A 13367-nucleotide genomic window follows, 5' to 3' on the forward strand; every position below is an offset into this window, starting at 1 on the left:
CGAGGCGGCCGGACCCGCACCGGGACCTGCGACAGGGCCGCGCACCGGGGGATGACGCCGGAGCGCGGCCCTGCGAAGAGCGTACGGGAGTTACTGGCCGACCCGGCCCGGCTGCAGGGTCCGGGTGAACAGCACGGTGCCGTCGTACTCGCGCAGACGCACCGTCAGTTCACCGCTGTCGCCGTCGATGTCGACCTCGCCGAAGAACTGGTAGCCCTCCGCGGGTGACACGTTCGAGGCGGTCGGCGCCTTGACGAACACCCGGTCGGGGCCGAACGTGCCGTCCAGCGCGTTCGCCGGGAAGGCACCGGCGTTCAGCGGCCCGGAGACGAACTCCCAGAACGGCGCGAAGTCCTTGAACGCGGCCCGCGACGGGTCGTAGTGCTGGGCCGAGGTGTGGTGGACATCGGCCGTCAGCCACACCGTGCCGGTGACCTTCCGGTGCTTGATGTACCGCAGCAGTTCGGCGATCTGCAGCTCACGGCCGAGCGGCGCGCCGGGGTCGCCCTGGGCGACGGCCTCGAAGTTCGCCTTGCCCTCGACCGGGTCGGGCACGACCAGGCCGAGCGGCATGTCCGCGGCGATGACCTTCCACACCGCACGCGACCGGGACAGCTCGCGCTTCAGCCACTCCAGCTGCTCGGCGCCCAGGATGCCCTGCGGGTCGGTCGTCTGGTCGTCGGGCGAGTTGGCGTTGCGGTAGGTCCGCATGTCGAGGACGAAGACGTCGAGGAGCGGGCCGTGGTGGTGGACGCGGTAGATCCGGCCGTCCGGGCGACCGCTGATCGTGGAGATGGGGAAGTACTCGGAGAACGCCTGCCGGGAGCGCAGCGCCATGTCGTCCAGCCTGGTGCCGGCCGGGTAGGCGGTGCCGGTGCCGATGACCTCGCCCGGGTACCAGTTGTTGCGGACCTCGTGGTCGTCCCACTGGATGACGTTCGGCACCTGGGCGTTGAACCGGCGCAGCGCCTGGTCCAGCAGGTTGTAGCGGAAGTTGCCGCGGAAGTCGTCCAGGGTGACCGCGACGTGCGACTTCGCCTCGCTGGTGACGTTGCGGTACAGGCTGCCGTCGGGCAGCGCCTGCGTCGCCGAGATCACGCCGTCGGCGTAGATGTTGTCCCCGCTGCACAGGAAGAAGTCCGGGTCCACCTTCGCCATCGCGTCGAAGATGCGGTAGCCGCCGATGGACTCGTTGATGCCCCAGCCCTGCCCGGCCAGGTCACCCGACCACACGAACTTGACGCCCTGCCGGCGGCGCGCGGACGCCGTGCGGAAGGTGCCGGTGACCGGCTCGCCGGTACGGCGCGGGTCGTCGGGGTCGGCGAGCAGCACGCGGTAGTGGATCTGCTCGCCGGACGGCAGCCCGTGCAGCCGGGTGGTGCCGGTGAAGTCGCTGTCCGCGCCGAGCAGCGGGCCGTGCCAGCTGCGGGCGTTGCGGAACGACTCGGTGGCCGAGGTCTGCACGATCATCCGGGCCGGCCGGTCCGAACGGACCCACACCAGGCCGGAGTCGGCGGTGACATCGCCCGCCTGCACGCCCCAGTCCGCCCGGGGGCGCCCGGACAGTGCGAACGCCGGCGCGGAACCGAGCGCCGTGGGCAGGGTCAGGGCCGCCGACGCGGCGAGGGAGCCGCGCAGCACGCTGCGGCGACCGGGGAGCGAAAGGGACATGCGAGGGCCTCCAGAACGGGGTCCGGCCAATGTGCACAGCCACAACTACTGGTGCGCCGCAGCGCACACGGAAACCGCAAGTGAACAACGGACGGGCTCCGCGAGCGCCCCCGTTCCGGGGCCGGGACCGACTCCGGAACGGGCGAACGCGGCCTGGCCGAGCGAGGGACGGCCCGGGTCCATGGTCCGGTTGCGCTCGACGGCGGGGCGGGGCGTGGTTGCGGCGGCCCGGCCCGACACCGCGGAGCCGGCCGCGGTGCTGTGACAGGCGGAGGTCGTCACCGTCGTCGGCTTCGTGTGCTGGTACATGGGCGTGCAACGGCGCGCGACGCGCTTCACGGGGTGCATCCCCGCCGGGCTCGCGCTGGGCTCCGACGCCCTGCCCCGCCTCGGCCGCCGTCGCCGGTCAGCGGCTGCCGTCGAGGATGACGCGTGCGACCAGCGCCGGGTCGTCGTTCATCGGGCAGTGGCCGCAGCCGGGCAGCCGGACCAGCCGGGCCTTGGGGATGATCTGCTTGGCCCGGACCCCCTGACGGCGCACCAGCAGCATGTCCCGGGTGCCCCAGCCCACGGTGACCGGAATACCGGGGACGTCGTCGGTGAACCGGACGGCGGACCCGGCCCGCAGGGTGTCGGCGAATCCGGTGGCCCGCGCGAGTGCGAGCGTCTCGGCGACCACGGCCTCGGGTGAACGGCGTGCCGGGCGGGCGTAGATGGTGCTGGTCAGGGCCGTCCGCCCGGCGGCCGTCCGGGACAGCCGCTCGACCAGCGGCTCCGGCAGCCGTTCCGCGATCCGCCGCATGGCGATGAGCACGCCGAAGGCATAGCGCCGCTCGGCCTGTGACCAGAACCCGGCGGGGGACAGGGCGGTGACGGACCGTACGAGCTTCTCGCGGCCCAGTTCCAGGGCCACCAGTCCGCCCAGCGAGTTGCCGGCCACATGCGGCCGGTCCAGCTCCAGGGCCTCGAACAGGGCGCCGAGTACGGAGTTGGTCGTCGTCAGGTCGTAGGCGAGGCCCTCGGGAAGGCCGGGGGAGGCGCCGAAGCCGGGCAGGTCCACGGCGACCACGTCCCGCTCGGTGGCGAGGATGTCCACGACGGGGTCCCAGGCCTGCCGGTGATGCCCTATGCCGTGGAGCAGGACGAGCGGCTCACCGCGGCCCGCGCGCGCGTAGGAGACGGTCACGTCCTGTCGGCCGTGCGGGGACGGGACCTTGAAGGAGACGCTGGCGGACATGGGGGCTCCTCGTCTGGCGACTTCGGCGAACGCCGTAGACAGCTTGTCAGCAATTGCTACTGGCGGGTAGTCCCCGGCGGGGTGTGTCGCAGCCCCCTCGTGGGCCCCGGAGTGTCGGGCCGTCGTGCCGGCCGACGCGCCCTCCGCCGGGCCGGGTTGGAGCCTGAGGGACGGGGCCGCCTGGACACCGGGGAACGTGTCGGATGGGATGGGGCCGTGACCGCCGACACCGTGACCGACGTCTTCGAGGCACACCGTCCCGTGCTCATGGGAGTCGCCTACCGCATGCTCGGCCGCGTGGCCGACGCGGAGGACGTGGTCCAGGACGCCTGGCTGCGCTGGTCCGGTGCCGACCGCGGCGAGGTGCGCGAACCGCGCGGCTACCTCGTGCGCATCACCACCCGGCTCGCCATCGACCGGCTCCGCCAGATCCGGACGCGCGGCGAGACCTACGTCGGCCCCTGGTTGCCCGAGCCGTACGTCACCGGCGTCGGCGCCACCGCCCCCGACGCCGCCGAGCGCGCCGAACTGGCCGACTCCGTCTCGCTCGCCGTACTCGTCGTCCTGGAGTCGCTGTCGCCCCTCGAACGCGCCGTGTTCGTGCTGCGCGAGGCCTTCGGATACCCGCACGCCGAGATCGCGGCCATGCTCGACCGGGGCGAGGCCGCGGTGCGCCAGCTCGCCGGGCGGGCCCGCCGGCACGTCGACGAGCGCAGACCGCGCTACGAGGTCGACCCGGCCCAGCGCAGGGACCTGACCGAACGCTTCCTGGCCGCCGCGGCCGAGGGTGACCTGGAGGGGCTGATGTCCCTGCTCGCCCCGGATGTGCGCCTGGTGAGCGACGGCGGCGGCAAGGCGACGGCGGCGCTGCGTGTCATCGTCACGCCCGGCAAGGTCGGCCGTTTCCTCCTCGGCGCGGCCCGCAAGGAGGGGACCGGGCTGTCGTTCCGCTTCCTGGAGATCAACGGCGGACCCGCCGTGCTCCTTCTCGCCGAGGGCCGGCCGGACGGCGTCCTCCAGCTGGACGTCGCCGACGGCCTGGTCCGGGCCGTCCACATCATCCGCAACCCCGACAAGCTGCGGTCCCTCGCCGACCTCTGATCCCCACTGCCCGGCGGCTCCCGTCGTACGACAGGAGGTTTGCCGGCATGTCACGAAAACGCCCCCGCGCGAACGCCTCATGAACGCTCTGTGGCACCGCTTTCTATGCGTTGGCCAAGGGATCGAGGATTGGTCTTGACCAAGGGTGTGCGCCGCCCTATGGTCGCAGATAAGTACAACAACCTTTAATAAACAAGGGCGCTAAAACGCCGCCGGACCACGGCGATTGCGGAGGACAGGGTGGGGACCACGCAGGTGGAATCGGTGCCGGAACCGAAGTACTGGCATCTCAAGACCGTGCTCAGTGAGGCACTCGACTCGGAGTTCTCGGTCGGTGAGATCCTGCCCAACGAGCGCGACCTCGCCGCCCGCTTCGGCGTGGCCCGCGCCACCCTCCGTCAGGCCCTCGAACAGCTCGAACTGGAAGGCCGCCTCCAGCGCCGCCGCGGTGTCGGCACGACCGTCGCGCCCCCGCGCATGGGCGTGGCCGTGGGCACCGACCAGGACGCCTGGCCGGGCGCTCCCGAGGACGCCTGGCAGCCCGTTGACTGCGCCCTCGCGGTGCCGCCCGCCAGCGTCGCGGCCGCCCTGGAGACCGGCGCGGAGGAGCCCGTGCACATCGTGCGCCGCTCCCGTGTCTCCCACGGCCAGCCCGTCGCCGCCGAGCTGCTCTACATCCCGGCGTCCTCGGTCCCGGACCTGACGGGGATCGACGCGCCGTCCGGAGCGGCACGCGCGCGTACGGTGCTGCGCGAACTGCAGCACCTGGAGCTGGAGGGCCAGGACCGCGCCGTGGAGCTCGGTTCCGCCCGCGCGGACGACGCCAAGGAACTGGACCGCCTCCCCGGCGCCCCGGTCCTCGTCGTCACCACCCGCTTCCTCGCCGCCGGCCGCACCGCCGCGCTCTCCGTCGCCACGTACCGCGCGGACACCTGCCGGCTGACCTTCGGTGACACCGGGGGCGTCGAGATCCACCACGGACCCGAGCGCCAGGCCTCGTAGCCACTGCCCAGGAACGGCTCGCGCCCCGGAACTCCTCCGGGGCGCGACGCGTTCCACAGGACAACTGCTCAGCGGCGTGCGGTGACCGTCCCGTCCACCGCGAACAGCTGCTCCTCCACATGGTCGAGGGCGAGCCGCAGCGCGCCCGTCGGCACCGCCGCCTCGCCGAGGACGGAGAGGGCCACCCTGGGCGGACGCAGACAGTAGCGGGCGAGTTCGCTGCGCAGCGGCTCCAGGACACCGTCGAGTCCCGCCGCCCAGCCGCCGATCACCACCAGCTCCGGATCCAGGGCCAGCACGAGCGCGGCCACGTCGTGCACGAGCCGCTGGATGAACCGGTCCACGGCGGCCCGCGCCCGCGCGTCCCCCTTGCGGGCCAGCGCGAACACCTCCGCGACCGCCTGCTCGTCCAGCGGATGCAGCGGCTCGTCGGTGGTCGACAGCAGCGTCTCCGGGGTCACCTCCCGGCCCAGCAGATGCAGCGCGCCGATCTCCCCGGCCGCCCCGCCGTACCCCCGGTGCAGCCGTCCGCCGATCAGCGCACCGGCGCCCGGACTGAGCCCGGCCAGCACCATCACCACGTCGTCGGACTCGGTGGCGGCGCCCTTCCAGTGCTCGGCCACGGCCGCCGCGTTGGCGTCGTTCTCCACCAGCACCGGGCACTTGAAGGACCGGCTCAGGCGCTCGCCGAGCCGCAGCCCCGTCCACTGGGGCAGCGCGGTGCCCAGCCGTATCCTGCCGTCCGCCTCGACGATCCCCGGCGTGCCGACCCCGACGGCCCGCAGCGAACTGCGCGGCACCCCGGCCCGGCGCAGCAGCTCGGCGACCGCGGTACGCAGCCGTTCCAGCCGCTCGTCGGCGTCGGCCGTCTCGTCGACGTCCTTGGCCTGCGCCCCCAGCACCCGCCCGTCCAGGTCGGCCAGGAGCGCGGCCACCCGGTGTGCGCCGATCTCCAGGCCCAGCAGATGCCCGGCCTCGGCCCGGAACCGGAACCGCCGCGCGGGCCGCCCCTGCCGCCGGGCGGCCCCCTCCTCGGCAGCCGTCTCGACGACCAGACCGCCCTCGATGAGTCCCTCGACGACCCCCTCGACGGTCGGCCGGGACAGCCCGGTCACCCGGGTGATCTCGGTGAGCGTCGCGCAGTCCGTGGCACGCAGCGCGTGCAGTACCACCGCGGAATTGATCCTTCGCAGCAGAGACGGATCACCGCCGGTCAGCCCCGCCAACGTCCGTCCTCCCAGCTAGCCCTGCGTGTTGGCCGGATCGTACTTCGGCACCGACGACCCCGGCGAGTGCCCGGCGCCCCCAACCTGCCCGGAATCCGCACTCAGCGGGGCGCGACGAACCCCGACTCGTACGCCGCGATCACCGCCTGGGTACGGTCCCGCGCCCCGAGCTTCGCCAACACGGCCCCCACATGCGACTTCACGGTCTCGGTGCCGACGGCCAGCCTCTCGGCGATCTCGGCGTTGGACAGCCCCTGTGCCATGAGCCGCAGCACCTCGCCCTCCCGCTCGGTCAGCCGCGCCCACTCCAGCGCGTCCCGCCCGCCGCCCTCCCCGTACCGGGCGGCGAGCTGCCGTACCGAAGCGGGAAAGAGCAGCGACTCGCCCTCCGCGACCAGCCGCACCGCGTGCACGATCTCGGCCGGCCGGGCCCGCTTCAGGAGAAACCCGTCGGCACCCGCGCGCAGCGCCTCGTACACGTACTCGTCGTCCTCGAACGTCGTCACCACGAGGATCTTCGGCGGCTCCGCGACCGTGCGCAGCACCGCGCGCGTGGCCTCGATCCCGTCCATCAGCGGCATCCGTACGTCCATGGCGACCACGTCCGGCCGCAGCCGCCGCACCAGCGGGATCACCGCCGCCCCGTCCGCCGCCTCACCGACCACCTCGATGTCGGGCTGCGCCGCCAACACGGCACGCAGACCCGCGCGTACCAGAGGTTCGTCGTCGACGAGGAGAACGGTGACCGGCATCCGGCCAGCGTAGATCAGCGCACCGGCAGCTCGGCGTGCACCTGCCAGTCGCCCTCGTACGGTCCGGTGTGCGCGCGGCCCCCGAGCAGGGCCGCGCGCTCGCGTATCCCGCGCAGTCCGCTGCCCCGCCCGGGCCCGGGTGTTGCCGCGGTGAGCGGATTGCGGACCTCCAGTGCGAGAACCCCGTCGGCCACGGTCACCCGGACCCGCACGGGCACGGCTCCCGCATGCCGCAGCACGTTGGTCAGTGCTTCCTGGAGGATGCGGTAGCCCTCCCGGGAGACCGGACCGGGCACCGTCTCCAGCGGGCCGACGACCTCGGCATCCACCTTGGCGCCCGAGGCCCGTGCGGACTCCAGGAGCCGGTCGGCGTCGGTGAGCGTGGGCCGCCCGCTCACCGGCCGCCGCGACTCCCGCAGCACGCCCAGTACGCGTTCCAGATCCTCCAGCGCACTCCGGCCGGTCTCTTCGACGGCCGCCAGCGCCCGGTCGGTGAACTCCGGATCCCCCGCCGCCCGGGCCGCCCCGGCCTGCACGACCGCCACCGTCAGGGCGTGCCCGATGGAGTCGTGCAACTCGCGCGCGATACGCGTGCGCTCCAGCAGGTGCTCGGTGCGCTCCTCCAGAGCCGCGAGCCGCTCGGCGGCCGACGGACCGAGCAGCGACCGGGCCAGCGCGGTGATCAGCTGCCCGAACCCGACGACCGCTCCGTACAGGGCGACCAGGGGGAGCGGCACCAGCAGGGCGTACGCCCAGTGCGGCCGTAGGGCGTCGAGGAGCGGAATGTCGCCGGGTTGCTGTCCCGCCGCGAGCCGGGCGAGATCGAACGCGATCGCCGGAAGCCACACCGAGACCAGCGCACCCGCCGAACCGAGGACCATCCGCGCCTCCAGCCACAGCACCGTGCGCCCCCGGTCCCGCCAGGTCGCCGACGGCGTCTCGGAGATCCCCGAGTCCTCCTCACCGGGAGTGAGCAGCAGTCGCGCCTGCACGCCCTCGCCCCGGCGCACGGCGGGGATCAGCCCGACCGGAATCAGTACCAGCGCGGGCACCCACGGCGTCGACGGGTCGACGAAGAGCCACAGGGCGACGACGAGCAACGGCACCCACAGATGCAGCAGGCGCGTGTACGTCGTCCCCCGTAGCAGCGGGCGCAGAAAGCGGGTCACACGGACAGCCTGACAGCCCGCACCGACAACGGCCCTCCCCCGGACGGGGGAGACGATCCCCACCGACGGGGGAGGACCCCAACCCCCTTGAACGGTCAGGGTGTTGACCATGACCAGCATCGATGTGCACGACCTCACCAAGGAGTACGGCGGACGCCGGGCCGTGGACCGCCTCACCTTCACCGTCCGCCCCGGCCGGGTCACCGGCTTCCTCGGCCCCAACGGTGCCGGCAAGTCCACCACCCTGCGCCTCGTCCTCGGCCTCGACCACCCCACCTCCGGAACCGCCACCGTCGGCGGCCGGCCCTACCCCGAACTCCGCGAGCCCCTGCGCCGGGTGGGCGCCCTGCTCGACGCCGACGCCGCGCACGGCTCCCGCACCGGACGCGACCACCTGCGCGCCCTCGCCGCGAGCAACCGCATCCCGGTCCGCCGGGTCGACGAGGCACTGGAAGAGACAGGCCTCGCCCCCGCCGCCCGGCGCCGGGTACGGACGTACTCCCTGGGCATGCGGCAGCGGCTCGGGATCGCCGCAGCCCTGCTGGGGGACCCCGAGGTGGTGCTCCTCGACGAGCCCTCCAACGGCCTCGACCCCGAAGGCATCGTCTGGATCCGCCGGTTGCTGCGCCGACTCGCGGCGGAGGGGCGCACGGTCCTGGTCTCCAGCCATCTGATGAACGAGACGTCGTCGTTCGCGGACCACCTGATCGTCCTCGGCCGCGGCCGGCTCCTGGCCGACACCCCGCTCCGGGACTTCGTCCACGCGCGCGTACGGCCCGGAACGAGGATCCGCACCGGTGCCGACGAACGCCTCGGCGACCTGCTCGCCCGGCACGGATACGCGGCGGATCGCAGTGCGGACGGCGCCTGGACCGTGCGGCACGCGCGCGTGGAGGACCTCGGCCGCCTGCTGGCCGACGCGGCCGTCCCCGTCCTCGAACTCGCCCAGGAGGAGGCCACCTTGGAACAGGCCTATCTCGACCTGACGTCGACGGAGACCGAGTTCGCCGCACACCACCACCAGGGAGCCTGACCATGCCCGTCCCACCCGTCCTGCGCGCCGAGTGGATCAAGATCCGGACGCTCCGCCCGCTCCTGGGCAGTCTGTGCGCCGTCCTGCTCGCGACCACCGCCTTCTCCGGGCTCGCCGCGAACGGAGCCGACGACTCCGACCCGCTCTTCTCCGCGTTCCTCGGCGTGTCCTTCGGGCAGATCGCGGCGGTCGCCTTCGGCGCGACGGCCGTCTCCGCCGAGTTCCGGGGCGGTGCGCTGCGGCTGACCCTGTCCGCCGTGCCCGACCGGCTGCGGTGGTACGCGGCGAAGGTCACGGCGATCGCGCTGCCGGTGCTCGCCGTCGGGCTGGTCACCGGCCTGGTCACCCTTGTGCTGGGCAGGTTCCTGCTCGGGGCGGACCGTCCGGCCTGGTCGGACGGACTGCGCGGCGCGCTGGGCTGCGGTGTCTATCTCACGCTGATGGCCTTGTTCGCGGCGGGATGTGCGGCCGTACTGCGCAGCGGGACCGCGACGCTCGGCGTCCTGATCCCGTTTCTGCTGATCGTGTCGTTCGTGATCGGGGACATGTCCGGTTCCGTGGCGGACGTGCTGCCGGACCGAGCGGGGCAGGTGGTGCTGCACACCTCGTGGGACGGGCTCCTGGGGCCGTGGAGCGGGCTTGCGGTGACGGCGGCGTGGGCCGGTGCCGCGCTGGTGGCGGGAGCGTGGTGCGTCCGGCGGCGGGATGCCTGACGGCAGGGGCCGGGAGACGGGAACGTCACCCTCGCGGGCCCTCCGCCGCCTCCCGCAAGCGGCCGAACTCCTCCGCCATCGTCGTCGCCGTCCAGTGCGCGTTCAGACCGCTGGGGTTCGGCAGCACCCACACCCGCGTGTCCCCGATCGTCCGCTGCTGCACCCCCACCTGGGCCTTGCGGTCGTCGAAGGCGGCCCGGTAGGCCGTCACGCCCACCACCGCCAGCCACCTCGGCCGCGCCCGCGTCACCTTCGCCGTCAGCAGCCGTCCGCCCTCGGTGTACTCCTCGGCCGTCAGTTCGTCGGCCCGCGCGGTCGCCCGCGCCACCACGTTCGTGATGCCGAGGCCGTACGACAGCAACTCGCCCTGTTCGGCGGGCTTCAGCAGCCTCGGTGTGAAGCCGGACAGGTGCAGCACCGGCCAGAAGCGGTTGCCGGGACGGGCGAAGTGGTGCCCCGTCGCCGCCGTCATCAGGCCGGGGTTGATCCCGCAGAACAGGACGTGCAGGCCGTCCGCGATCACGTCCGGGACGAGACGGTCGCGGGCGGCCTCCAGTTCCGCCGCCGTGAAGCGGGTCAGAGGATCGCTCCGGGCGTGTAGCCGGCCGCCTCCGGGTGCTGCTTGGCGATCTCCTCGATCCGGCCGACGACGACACCGACCTGCGCGGCCGCCGCACCCGTGAAGGACAGCTTGTCGGCCATCAGGGCGGCGAGCTGCTCGCGGTCCAGCGGCAGCCGCTCGTCGGCGGCGAGCTTGTCCAGCAGGTCGTTGCGCTCGGCGCCCTGCTCGCGCATCGCGAGCGCGGTGGCGACGGCGTTCTCCTTGATCGCCTCGTGCGCGACCTCACGGCCGACGCCCGCCCGCACCGCACCCATCAGCACCTTGGTGGTGGCGAGGAAGGGCAGGTAGCGGTCCAGCTCACGGGCGATCACGGCCGGGAACGCGCCGAACTCGTCGAGGACCGTCAGGAAGGTCTCCAGCAGGCCGTCGAGCGCGAAGAAGGCGTCCGGCAGGGCCACCCGGCGCACCACCGAGCAGGACACGTCGCCCTCGTTCCACTGGTCGCCCGCCAGCTCCCCGGTCATCGAGGCGTAGCCGCGCAGGATCACCATGAGGCCGTTGACGCGCTCGCAGGACCGCGTGTTCATCTTGTGCGGCATCGCCGAGGAACCGACCTGGCCCGGCTTGAAGCCCTCGGTCACCAGCTCGTGCCCGGCCATCAGCCGGACCGTCTTGGCCAGGGAGGAGGGAGCGGCGGCCAGCTGTACGAGCGCGGTGACGACCTCGTAGTCCAGCGAGCGCGGGTACACCTGGCCGACCGAGGTGAACGCCTGCGAGAAACCGAGGTGCCCGGCGATCCGGTCCTCCAGCTCCGCGAGCTTCGCCGCGTCCCCGCCCAGCAGGTCCAGCATGTCCTGCGCGGTGCCGACCGGGCCCTTGATACCGCGCAGCGGGTAGCGGCCGAGCAGCTCCTCGACCCGGCCGTACGCCACGAGCAGCTCGTCGGCGGCGGTCGCGAAGCGCTTGCCGAGGGTCGTGGCCTGCGCGGCCACGTTGTGCGAACGGCCGGCCATGACCAGCTCGGCGTACTCGCCGGCCAGCTTGCCGAGGCGGGCGAGGACGGCCACCGCGCGGTCGCGCATCAGCTCCAGCGAGAGCCGGATCTGCAGCTGCTCGACGTTCTCCGTCAGGTCGCGGGAGGTCATGCCCTTGTGCACGTGCTCGTGCCCGGCGAGGTCGTTGAACTCCTCGATGCGCGCCTTCACATCGTGGCGCGTGACCTTCTCGCGCTCGGCGATGGAGGCCAGGTCGACGGTGTCGAGGACCCGCTCGTAGTCGGTGATCGCCGCGTCCGGCACCTCGATCCCGAGGTCCTTCTGGGCCCGCAGGACGGCGAGCCAGAGCTGCCGCTCCAGCTTCACCTTCTGCTCGGGCGACCAGAGCGTGGCGAGCTCGGCGGAGGCGTAGCGTCCGGCGAGGACGTTCGGGATGCGGGGCTTGGCGGGTGCGGCTGAAGTCACGTGAACGGAGTTTACCTGGCACCGGGCAGGGCCTCGGAAGCGTCCACGGAGTCGGACGCGCAGGTGAGGGGCGAGGCGCGGACCGACCCGGCCCCGGCTGCTCACCCCGCCGAACCGGCTCTGCCCGCGTCCCCCTCCGCCCGTTCCCGCTCGTCCATCCCGGCCAGCAGCGCCTGATGGCTGCGCCGGACGTGCTCGCGCATGACCCGCTCGGCGCCGTCGCCGTCCTTGGCGAGGACGAGGTCCAGCACCCGGTGGTGCTCGTGGTCGGACTCGGTCAGCCGCCCCGGCTGGGCCAGCGAGGTGCGGACCAGCCGCGCGTAGGCGAGCTGGTTCATCAGGGTGCGGTAGTGCGCCTCCAGCTTGGTGTTGTCGGCGCCTACGACGATCAGGTCGTGGAACTCGTGCACCAGCCGCGCGTACCCCTCGGCGTCGCCCGCCCGCACCGCCTCGTCGGCCTCGCGCATGTTGTCCCGCAGCCGGGTCACCTCGGGCACGTTGCCCCGGAAGGCCAGCAGCCGGGCCGCCGCGCCCTCCAGCAGCTCCTTCATCTGGAAGAGCTCGGTGATCTCCCGCCGCGAGGGCACCGCGACGAACGTGCCGACCCGTGGCCGTACCTCCACCAGCCCCTCGATCTGCAGCTGCTTCAGAGCCTCGCGAATGGGCGTACGGCTGACCCCGAACGTCTCCGACAGCGCCATCTCGGACAGGCTGGACCGCGGCGGCAGCTCACCCGTGATGATCATCTGCCGCAGCTCTTCGGCGACGCGGGCCTGCATGCTGGTCTGCTGGAGCGGCTTCCGCGCCCGACCGCTGGGTTCTTGCATGGTACGTGAACGTAGTGCGGTCCCCGGCGCGACGTCAACCGCCTGCGACGGTACCGGCCGGCCTGCCATGCAAGGGCCGCTCATGACCTCCGGACGAACGGATCACCGGCCCCTTCCCCGCTCGTGTTGCCCGGCCGTCCTCGGTCATCCCGAGGAGATGTGGGCATCGAGCCCCCTCCCTCCGGCTGTGCCATGCAACGGAGGCTAGGAGTGCGGATCGGACCCGTCAAGGGTTCACCTCGCGGAAACAAGCATGACCTGTGCATTTGACGCGCCCACCTGGGGCGATCGAGCTTTTCTGTCGGGGGTGTTGACACGGTTGTGCGGTGTACTTACCGTCCTCTGCCATGCAAGAGCTGACCGGATGGGACCGCCATGACCCACACTCTTGACCGCACATCCGTCCTTCGTTCCGTCTCCTCGACCCCGCCCATGTCAGACATCTCGCTCACGGCACCTTCGCCGTGGTGACGTTCCTCCCGTAGCAAGAGCAGGAGCACCGCATGACAGAAGGAACACCGGCGCCGGTGTACGGCAGCGCGGTCACGAAGGTCGAGCCGTTCGGTGTCGATCACATTCCCGACAATGAGCGGCATGGGAGGCCGAGTTCGCAG

Annotated in this window: 12 protein-coding genes; 4 read left to right on the forward strand and 8 right to left on the reverse strand. The window is 72.6% G+C overall.

Translation table 11 applies throughout. The features are described 5' to 3' along the window. Nucleotides 1-90: 90 nt before the first annotated feature. Both AB0D85_RS36760 and AB0D85_RS36765 read right to left on the reverse strand, forming a co-directional pair. Nucleotides 91-1671 (reverse strand): alkaline phosphatase D family protein, encoded by a 1581-nt coding sequence (locus AB0D85_RS36760; protein WP_362330051.1) that lies wholly within the window; start codon nt 1669-1671, stop codon nt 91-93. A 406-nt stretch (nt 1672-2077) separates the two neighbouring features. Continuing rightward, nucleotides 2078-2908 carry an alpha/beta hydrolase gene (locus AB0D85_RS36765; RefSeq protein WP_362330054.1) on the reverse strand — a complete coding sequence of 277 codons (831 nt, stop codon included), beginning with the start codon at nt 2906-2908 and terminating at the stop codon, nt 2078-2080. Between the two features lie 216 nt (nt 2909-3124). On the opposite strand from AB0D85_RS36765, the gene AB0D85_RS36770 reads away from it, so the two are divergent. Beyond that, nucleotides 3125-4009: an RNA polymerase sigma-70 factor gene (locus tag AB0D85_RS36770; RefSeq protein WP_362330057.1), complete on the forward strand. Its 885-nt coding sequence runs from the start codon at nt 3125-3127 to the stop codon at nt 4007-4009. Nucleotides 4010-4249: 240 nt separating this feature from the next. Next, complete coding sequence (locus AB0D85_RS36775; protein ID WP_362330060.1) at nt 4250-5011, forward strand: GntR family transcriptional regulator; 762 nt, start codon at nt 4250-4252, stop codon at nt 5009-5011. Nucleotides 5012-5079: 68 nt separating this feature from the next. On the opposite strand, the gene AB0D85_RS36780 is transcribed toward AB0D85_RS36775, so the two are convergent. The 3 genes from AB0D85_RS36780 to AB0D85_RS36790 all read right to left on the reverse strand — a co-directional run bounded on the left by AB0D85_RS36780 (nt 5080) and on the right by AB0D85_RS36790 (nt 8158). Next, nucleotides 5080-6237 (reverse strand): ROK family transcriptional regulator, encoded by a 1158-nt coding sequence (locus AB0D85_RS36780; protein WP_362330064.1) that lies wholly within the window; start codon nt 6235-6237, stop codon nt 5080-5082. Between the two features lie 101 nt (nt 6238-6338). Next, on the reverse strand, nt 6339-6989 hold the full coding sequence (locus tag AB0D85_RS36785; RefSeq protein ID WP_362330067.1) for a response regulator transcription factor: 651 nt from the start codon (nt 6987-6989) through the stop codon (nt 6339-6341). Nucleotides 6990-7003: 14 nt separating this feature from the next. Continuing rightward, on the reverse strand, nt 7004-8158 hold the full coding sequence (locus tag AB0D85_RS36790; RefSeq protein WP_362330070.1) for a histidine kinase: 1155 nt from the start codon (nt 8156-8158) through the stop codon (nt 7004-7006). A gap of 109 nt (nt 8159-8267) precedes the next feature. Here AB0D85_RS36790 and AB0D85_RS36795 point away from each other — a divergent pair, with 109 nt between their 5' ends. Beyond that, complete coding sequence (locus AB0D85_RS36795) at nt 8268-9191, forward strand: ATP-binding cassette domain-containing protein (protein ID WP_362330073.1); 924 nt, start codon at nt 8268-8270, stop codon at nt 9189-9191. A 2-nt stretch (nt 9192-9193) separates the two neighbouring features. Further along, the gene (locus AB0D85_RS36800) at nt 9194-9904 is read left to right on the forward strand and encodes an ABC transporter permease (RefSeq protein ID WP_362330076.1); all 711 of its coding nucleotides are present in this window, start codon (nt 9194-9196) and stop codon (nt 9902-9904) included. A 25-nt stretch (nt 9905-9929) separates the two neighbouring features. Here AB0D85_RS36800 and mug read toward each other — a convergent pair whose 3' ends face one another. From mug to AB0D85_RS36815, 3 genes are all read right to left on the reverse strand, one after another. Then, the gene (gene mug / locus AB0D85_RS36805; RefSeq protein WP_362330100.1) at nt 9930-10484 is read right to left on the reverse strand and encodes a G/U mismatch-specific DNA glycosylase; all 555 of its coding nucleotides are present in this window, start codon (nt 10482-10484) and stop codon (nt 9930-9932) included. Next, nucleotides 10481-11926, reverse strand: a complete 1446-nt coding sequence (gene purB, locus AB0D85_RS36810) for an adenylosuccinate lyase (RefSeq protein WP_362330079.1) — start codon at nt 11924-11926, stop codon at nt 10481-10483. Before purB ends, mug begins: the two co-directional genes overlap by 4 nt. A gap of 101 nt (nt 11927-12027) precedes the next feature. After that, nucleotides 12028-12753, reverse strand: a complete 726-nt coding sequence (locus AB0D85_RS36815) for a GntR family transcriptional regulator (RefSeq protein ID WP_362330082.1) — start codon at nt 12751-12753, stop codon at nt 12028-12030. Between the last annotated feature and the right edge of the window lie 614 nt (nt 12754-13367).

It is taken from the genome of Streptomyces sp. NPDC048277 (genome assembly GCF_040652235.1).
Lineage (GTDB): Bacteria > Actinomycetota > Actinomycetes > Streptomycetales > Streptomycetaceae > Streptomyces.